This window comes from Rhodoplanes roseus, from assembly GCF_003258865.1.
GTDB classification, from domain to species: Bacteria; Pseudomonadota; Alphaproteobacteria; order Rhizobiales; family Xanthobacteraceae; genus Rhodoplanes; species Rhodoplanes roseus.
In genome coordinates, this window is sequence record NZ_NPEX01000280.1 from 1 (window position 1) to 7,400 (window position 7,400).

The window sequence follows — 7,400 nt, forward strand, 5'->3', positions numbered from 1 at the left end:
CGACCGAGGAACTGTCCAACTCGGTGGTCGAGATCTCGCGCCAGGTGCAGTCGAGCGCCGCCGGGGCGCGCGACGCGGTGGTGCAGGCGCAGGAGACCAACGCCACGGTCGACGCGCTCGCCGAGTCGGCGACGCGCATCGGCACCGTGGTCGAGCTGATCACCCAGATCGCCGGGCAGACCAACCTGCTGGCGCTCAACGCCACCATCGAGGCGGCGCGGGCCGGCGACGCCGGCAAGGGCTTCGCCGTGGTCGCCCAGGAGGTCAAGCGGCTGGCCGGCCAGACCGCCCAGGCGACCGACGACATCGCCCGCCAGGTCGCCGAGATCCAGGGCGCCACCGGGACGGCCGTGACGGCGATCCGCTCGATCGCCTCGACCATCGGCGGCATCGACGAGAAGATGACGGCGATCGCCGCCGCGGTGGAGCAGCAGGGCGCCGCCGCCCAGGAGATCACCCGCAACATCCAGCAGGCCTCGACCGGCACCCAGGCCGTGACCCGCACCATCGGCAACGTTGCCGCGCTGAGCCGCGAGACCGGCACGGCGAGCGACGTCGTGCTGCAGTCGGTGGAGACGGTGGCGGCCGACGCCGACCACCTCAGCGGCGACGTGGAGAATTTCCTCGGCCGCGTCCGCGCCGGGTGACGCGGCGTCCGGTGATCAGCTCGGCCTCGCCTTACGGCGCGGCCCTCTTCCCCTCTCCCGCGAGGGGAGAGGGGTTGGACCCGCACCTGTCATTCAGGATTTGGTTCGAGGCGGTCGGCTGGCGTCACAGCGCGACGTTGGCGTCCTTCACGGCCTCGCGCCACAGCACGAGGTCGGCGGCGATCGTCGCCTTGAACTCCTCGGGCGTGGAGCCGATCGGGTCGACGCCGAAACTGTCGAGCTGATCGAGCGTCTTCTTCTCCTTCAGGGCGGCCCGCACCTCGCTGGCCAGACGGTCGACGATCTCCTTCGGGGTGCCGGCCGGGGCGATCAGGCCGTTCCAGGTGTCGGTCTTGAAGCCGGGATAGAACTCCGCCACCGCCGGCACGTCGGGCAGCTTCGGCGAGCGCGTGGCGCTCGACACCGCCAGCGCGCGCAGCGCGCCGCCGGCATGCGGCAGCGCCTCGGAGAGGTTGCCGAAATAGAGCGGCACATGGCCGGCGATGACGTCGGCGACCGCCGGCGCGCCGCCCCGGTAGGGCGTGTGCGCCATCTCGAGGCCGGCCCGCTTCAGGAACAGCGCCATGGTCAGGTGGCCGATGCTGCCGATGCCGCCCGACGCATAGGTGATCTTGCCCGGCCGCTCGCGCGCATAGGCGACCAGCTCGCCGACCGTCTTGGCCGGGAAGGACGGATTGGCCACCAGGCAGAACGGGTTGTTGGCGACATTGCTGATCGGGGCGAAGTCGGCGACCGGATCGTAATTGGTCTTCTTGAGCGCCGGGAACACGGCGATCTGGGCGACCGCCGCGACCATCAGGGTGTAGCCGTCCGCCGGCGAGCGGGCCGTCGCCTCCGCCGCGATGGTGCCGCCGCCGCCGGTGCGGTTCTCCACCACGAACTGCTGGCCGAGCTTGTCGCTCAGATGGAGCGCCAGCAGACGGGCGATCCCGTCGGTGTTTCCGCCGGCCGCGAACGGCACCAGGATGCGGACCGGCCGCTCGGGCCAGCCGCTCGCCCGCGCCGCCAGGGGCAGGCCGGCCGTGGCGGCGCCGGCCACCAGGGCACCGCCCGCCAGCGACTTCAGCAGCGCACGTCGTGTCGTCATGTCTCGCTCCGCTCCGACATAGTGCTCTCGCGCGCCGCGGGGCCCGGATCCCGTCAGTTGCGATCGTTCTGGTGGAAAGTCCTCCCGAGGGGGTTCGTCCCTTGCGGCGCGACGGCGTTCAGTCGATGGCGGCTGCGGCGCGCAGCCCCTCGATCATCGCCGTTCGCATGAGAAACGTGCGTGCCTTGGCCGGATCCGCCGCGGTGTCGCGCAGCTCGCGCAGGCGCTCGCCGCGCACCGCCGGATCCTTCTCCTCCAGCACGCGCTTGTTCTGGATCGTCATGGCCTGCAGGAAGGCGTTGGCCACGTAACGGCGCTGGCGGTCGTACAGGTCGAGCAGGCCGTCGCTCTCGCCGCCGATCACCCGCGTGAGCTTGTCGGCGAGACTGACGGCGTCGTGGATGCCGAAGTTCATGCCCATGCCGCCGAGCGGATTGTTGACGTGGGCGGCGTCGCCGGCGAGCAGCACGCGGCCGCGCCGGTAGGTCGCCGCGACGCGCTGATGCACCGTGTAGAGATTGGTGTGGACGATGCGGATCGGCTCGTCGGTGAGCAGGAAGCCGCGCACCCGCGCCTCGGCGCCCGCATGGTCGAGCAGATCCTCGGCGGCCGCCTCCGGAGGCGTCGGGAACACGACGCGCCAAAGGCCGGGCGGGCCGGCGGCCGGCACCTTGAACAGCGCGCACCACTCGCGCGGATCCGACACGTAGCAGGAATAGGCGAAGCCGCGCCGCTCGAAGTCCCAGGTCGTGGTGACGACCAGGAAACGCTCCTGATAGGTGAAGCCCTCGAACTCGATGTCCTGCGACTTGCGCACCACGCTGCGGCCGCCGTCGGCCCCGATCACGTAAGCGGCCCGATACGCCGTGCCGTCCTCGGTGATCACGTCGGCGCCGCTCGCGTCCTGCGTCACGGTCTCGACCGGCGCGCCGTAGACGATCTCGACGTTGCGGAACGGCGCGAGCCGGTCGGTGAGGATCGCCACCAGCTTGTGCTGCTCGCACTGCAGCCGATACGGATACGGCGTGAGATCGGACAGGACGCCGAGATCGAACTCGGCGACCAGCCCCTCGTCGCGGCCGCGGAACTGCCACTGCGGGCAGAGGATGCCGCGGGCGTGCAGCTCGGCCGTGACGCCGGTCTCGGCATACATCTCCAGGGTCGGCGGATGGAAGGTCGCGGCGCGCGGGTCCTCGTAGATCTCGGTGCGCGCCTCCAGCACCGTGACGGGCACGCCGGCGCGGGCCAGGAACAGCGCGGCCGTGAGCCCGCTCGGTCCCGCTCCGACGACGACGACGCGATCTTCCATCTCCGGCTCCTAAAACTCTTCGAGGATGCGGCCGAAGCCGAAGATGCGGTCGTCGATGCCGCAGCGGCGCAGCGCGTCCCAGTACGTGATCGTGTTCATCGCCAGCACCGGCTTCTCGAGCCACGGCTCCGCTTCCGCCGCGACGGCCGCATTCGCAAGATTTGTGCCGACCTGGAGGATCGCGTCGATGTCGTCGCCGTCGATCTCGCGCAGCAGCTTGCGCAGCGCCGGCGGCTGCACCTCGGCGATGGCGAAGGGCGAGGCGCAGCGCATGCCGACGAGGCGGACGATCTCGAATCCGGCCTCCTTCAGATAGCCGGCGACGATCTCGTCGCCCTTGGGCTGGTGCGGGGTGAGCACGGCGATGCGCTTCGCCCCGAAGGCGGTGAGCGCGGCGGTCGCCGCCGTCGAGCCCATCGACACGCCGACGCCGGCGCGCTTCTCCATCTCGTCCTGCAGCCCGGCCGCCGCGGCGACGCCGCCCGTGAACGCCTCGATGGCGACGCCCATGATCACGTGGTCGGGGGCGCAGGTCATCACCTGGTCGAGCGCCGGAAAGATGCCGTCGCGCATGCGCTGCATGTGGGCCAGGAAGCCGGCCTCGCTCGCCTCGATCGGCTTGTTCTCCAGCGTCAGGCGGGCGACGTGATTGGTGACGCCGCGCGGCCGCAACGCCTCGCATTCGGGACCGACCACCGTGTTGGTCGAGGGAACGACGATGCCGATCTTTCTGCGGTAACCGAGTGCGTCCACGCGCAACGCCTTTCCGTTCGTAGGCCGTGATCACATGGTACGAACGTCCCACGAAGCGCGGGAATGACAATCTCGGTCACGCTGATTTCGCCGTTTGAGAAGGCAGCTCACGCGATTGCCGAAAGTTTGTGCGCTGCGTGATGAGGAGTGCGGCGCCGGACCGTCCACCTCACGAGACGGCTGCTTCGCAGCCTCCTCGTGAGGTGGCGGAGAGAGACGCTCGGTCGCGCCGATCACCCGCGGAACATCTGCCCGCCGTCGACGTCCAGCACGGTGCCGCTGAGATAGGAGGCGCGCGGCGAGGCGAGCATCACGGCGAGGTCGCCGATCTCGGCCGGCTCGGCGAGACGGCCGAACGGCAGCGGCCCGAGCGCTTCCGGCCAGCGGCTCTCGTCACCGAAGCGGTCCTGCGCCTTCTTCCGCGCCAAGGTCTCGATGCGGTCGGTGCGGGTCGGCGACGGGTTGATGCCGAAGACGCGCACGTTCCAGTCGACGCTTTTCGCGCCGACCGCGCGGGTGAGCGCGATCAGCGCGGCGTTGCCGGCGGAGCCGCAGACATACTCGAACCGCGGCGCCTGGCCGGCCATGCCGATGATGTTGAGGATGACGCCCGCGCGTCGCGCCTTCATGGCTTCGAGATGGAGCTGCATCAGGTGGACGTAGCCGAACACCTTGAGCTGCCAGGAATCGATCCAGGTCTGCAACGCGAGGCCGAGCAGGTCGCCGCCCGGAATGGCGCCGGCATTGTTGACCAGCACGTCGACGCTCGGATGCGCCGCGAACAGGCGCTCGCGCTCGGCCGCCTGCGCCAGATCGCCCGCGAAGGTGTCGACCGCGCCCAGCGTCGCGAGATCGCGCGCCGTCGCGTCCAGCGAGGCGGCGTCGCGACCCGTGATCACCACGCGGGCGCCCTCGCGCAGAAAGCTCTCGGCGACCGCGCGGCCGATGCCGCGCGACGCGCCGGTGACCAGCACGCTCTTCCCCGACAGATCCAGATCCATGATCACCCCTCCGCCGGCACGGCGCTCGAGAACCAGTCGGCCAGTCGGCTGCCGGTCACGAAGCCGACCTCGGGCGACGCTATCAGCGTGTCCAGCATCTCCTCCAGCTCGTGGATGCGATGCGGCACGGCGATCAGATGCGGATGCAGCCCGATGGCGAACACCATGGCGCTCTTCTGGCACTCGCGCTCGAAGCGGCGCAGCGTGAAGGCGACGCGGCGCGCCATCTCGCCGGTGGCGTGGCGCTCGATCGCGTAGATGATCGAGTCGTTGACCTCGAGGTTGTACGGCATGGCGATCAGCGGGCCGCCCTTGGTGGTCATCCAGGACGGCCGGTCGTCGACCACCCAGTCGCACACATAGTCGACGCCGGCGACCTTCAGGATGTCGGGCGTGTCGACGGTCTCGCGCAGGCCGGGCGACAGCCAGCCGCGCGGGCGCGTCCCCGTGAAGGCCGCGAGCGCGCCGAGGCTTTCGCGGACGAGAGCTTCTTCTCCGCCGGCGACGTGATTGGTCGCCTTCTGATGCATGCCGTGGCCGATGAACTCCCAGCCGGCGTCGCGCATCGCCTCGGCGGCCGGCCGGTAGGCGTCGATCACGCCGGCATTGATGCTGGTCGAGGCCGGCAGGCCGCGCGTCGCGAAGGCTTCCAGGATGCGCGGCAGGCCGGCCCGCATGCCGTAGTCGGCCCAGGAGAAGTTCGGCACGTCCGGCACCGTGTCGCGGCCGTGCGGCGGCGTCACGATGGTGCGCGGCATCGGCTGGTCGAACTGCCAGTTCTCCACGTTGACCACGAGGTGCACCAGGATCCGCTTGCCGTCGAGCGGCGGCAATGGCGTCCGGGTCGAGGAGAGCCGGTAGGGAATGCGGGGGTTGGCCATGGGTTTTTCAGTCTGTTGCTCGGGTCAGTAACGGACGCGGAATGTGCGGCCTACCCCCCTCCCTGTCCCTCCCCCACAAGGGGGGAGGGAACGCAGGAGCGAGGCGCCAGGGTGTGCGGCGCACGTCGTCGATGTCTAAAGCGTGCCGCGTGTCGCAGCAGGCCCCCTCCCCCCTTGTGGGGGAGGGGTGGGGAGGGGGGTAGCCGCAACCGCTGAGGTCAATGGTGAGCACCCTGTCGCCTCAATGATGCATCACGTTCATCTCCGCCAAAATGTCCGCCTTGTGGGCGATGAAGGCGGGGCTGGTCAGGCTGGCGATGGAGCGCGGGCGCGGCAGGGTGATCTCGATGGTGCGCACGATGCGGCCGGGGCGCGCCGACATCACGCAGACGCGGTCGGACAGCAGGATCGCCTCGTCGATGTCGTGGGTGACGAACAGCACCGTGGTGCCGAGCGTCTCCCACACGTCGAGCAGGAGCTGCTGCATGGAGAGGCGGGTCTGCGCGTCGAGCGCGCCGAACGGCTCGTCCATCAAGAGCGCGCGCGGGCTCATGGCGAGCACGCGGGCGATGCCGACGCGCTGGCGCATGCCGCCGGAGAGCTGTACGGGCAACGCTTCGGCGAACGACTCCAGCCCGACGAGACGAATGAGCTCGCGGGCTCGGGGCTCGTAGACGTCGCGTGAAATGCCCTGCACCTTCGGACCAAAAATCACGTTGTTCCACACGTCGAGCCAGGGGAACAGCGCGGCCTCCTGGAAGACCACGCCGCGGTCGGGTCCCGGCCGGGTCACCGGCCGGCCGTCGAACAGCAGGTTGCCGGCGCTGAGCCGGTCGAAGCCGGCGAGCAGATTGAGCAGCGTCGACTTTCCGCAGCCCGACGGCCCCAGGAGCGCGACGAAATCGCCCTCGCCGATCGACAGACTCACGTCGTCGAGCGCCCGCACGGTGCGGACGCCCGGAAAGGTCTTGCAGACGTTCTGGAACAGCACGGTGCCCATGTGATCCCTCACGCCTGATGCGACTGCAGGCGGCGCCAGGTCAGCGCCCAGCGCTCGATCGCGAGGACCAAGCGGTCGCTGAGATAGCCGAGCAGGCCGATCGTGATCATGTCGGCGATGACGACGTCCATGCGGCCGACGTAATAGGCGTCCCACAGCACGTAGCCGAGGCCGGACTTCACCGCCACCATCTCGGCGACGATCACGGCCGTCCAGCCGATGCCGAGGCCGATGCGCAGGCCGGTGAAGATCGACGGCAGCGCGGCCGGCAGCACGACGCGGCGCAGGATGGTGAACGGTCCGGCCCCCATCATCAGCGCGGCCCGGATCAGGATGCGCTCGACGTCGCGGGCGCCCTGGCTGGTGTTGACGACGATCGGATAGAAGGCGCCGAGCGCGATCAGGAAGATCGCGCCCCCCGGCCCGATGCCGAACACGGCGATCGAGAAGGGCAGCCAGGCCGTGATCGGGATCGGCCGCAGCACCTGGACGGTCGGATCGAGCGCGCCGGCGGCGGCGCGGCTCCAGCCGATGGCGATGCCGGTCGGCACGCCGATCAGGATGGCACAGCCGAAGCCCTTGGCGACGCGCTCCGCCGAGTAGAGCAGGTTGGAGAGCCAGGTCCCCGAATAGGGATTGAGGCCGAGCCCCTGGGCCCCGAAGGCCCAGGTCCACCACGCCGCCCACACCCGGTCCGGCGT

At 70.1% G+C, this 7,400-nt stretch carries 8 protein-coding genes; 1 reads left to right on the plus strand and 7 read right to left on the minus strand.

Annotated features, from left to right (window positions below; genetic code table 11):
- Positions 1-647 (plus strand): methyl-accepting chemotaxis protein (locus CH341_RS25705; protein WP_245431248.1); only part of this gene is annotated, 647 nt, incomplete at its 5' end.
- Between the two features lie 124 nt (positions 648-771).
- Here CH341_RS25705 and CH341_RS25710 read toward each other — a convergent pair.
- The 7 genes from CH341_RS25710 to CH341_RS25740 all read right to left on the minus strand — a co-directional run.
- A complete protein-coding gene (locus tag CH341_RS25710) occupies positions 772-1,755 on the minus strand; it encodes a Bug family tripartite tricarboxylate transporter substrate binding protein (RefSeq protein ID WP_111421819.1) in 984 nt (327 codons plus the stop codon).
- Positions 1,756-1,873: 118 nt separating this feature from the next.
- Positions 1,874-3,064 carry an FAD-dependent oxidoreductase gene (locus CH341_RS25715; RefSeq protein ID WP_111421820.1) on the minus strand — a complete coding sequence of 397 codons (1,191 nt, stop codon included), beginning with the start codon at positions 3,062-3,064 and terminating at the stop codon, positions 1,874-1,876.
- Between the two features lie 9 nt (positions 3,065-3,073).
- Entirely contained in the window at positions 3,074-3,817 is a 744-nt protein-coding gene (locus CH341_RS25720; RefSeq protein WP_210208614.1) for a maleate cis-trans isomerase family protein, read from the minus strand.
- A gap of 233 nt (positions 3,818-4,050) precedes the next feature.
- Positions 4,051-4,818, minus strand: a complete 768-nt coding sequence (locus CH341_RS25725) for a short-chain dehydrogenase/reductase (RefSeq protein WP_111421822.1) — start codon at positions 4,816-4,818, stop codon at positions 4,051-4,053.
- 2 nt (positions 4,819-4,820) lie between these two features.
- Positions 4,821-5,699 (minus strand): polysaccharide deacetylase family protein, encoded by an 879-nt coding sequence (locus CH341_RS25730; RefSeq protein WP_111421823.1) that lies wholly within the window; start codon positions 5,697-5,699, stop codon positions 4,821-4,823.
- Positions 5,700-5,940: 241 nt separating this feature from the next.
- Positions 5,941-6,699, minus strand: coding sequence for an ABC transporter ATP-binding protein (locus tag CH341_RS25735; RefSeq protein WP_111421824.1), 759 nt, complete (start codon positions 6,697-6,699; stop codon positions 5,941-5,943).
- 8 nt (positions 6,700-6,707) lie between these two features.
- Positions 6,708-7,400: ABC transporter permease (locus CH341_RS25740; RefSeq protein WP_111421825.1), on the minus strand; the 693-nt coding region annotated here is incomplete at its 5' end.

Excerpts from the sequence above, each read along its gene's own strand:
- CH341_RS25710 (WP_111421819.1), bottom strand. The coding sequence starts at position 1,755 with ATGACGACACGACGTGCGCTGCTGAAGTCGCTGGCGGGCGGTGCCCTG.
- CH341_RS25715 (WP_111421820.1), bottom strand. The coding sequence starts at position 3,064 with ATGGAAGATCGCGTCGTCGTCGTCGGAGCGGGACCGAGCGGGCTCACG.
- CH341_RS25725 (WP_111421822.1), bottom strand. The coding sequence starts at position 4,818 with ATGGATCTGGATCTGTCGGGGAAGAGCGTGCTGGTCACCGGCGCGTCG.
- CH341_RS25730 (WP_111421823.1), bottom strand. The coding sequence starts at position 5,699 with ATGGCCAACCCCCGCATTCCCTACCGGCTCTCCTCGACCCGGACGCCA.
- CH341_RS25735 (WP_111421824.1), bottom strand. The coding sequence starts at position 6,699 with ATGGGCACCGTGCTGTTCCAGAACGTCTGCAAGACCTTTCCGGGCGTC.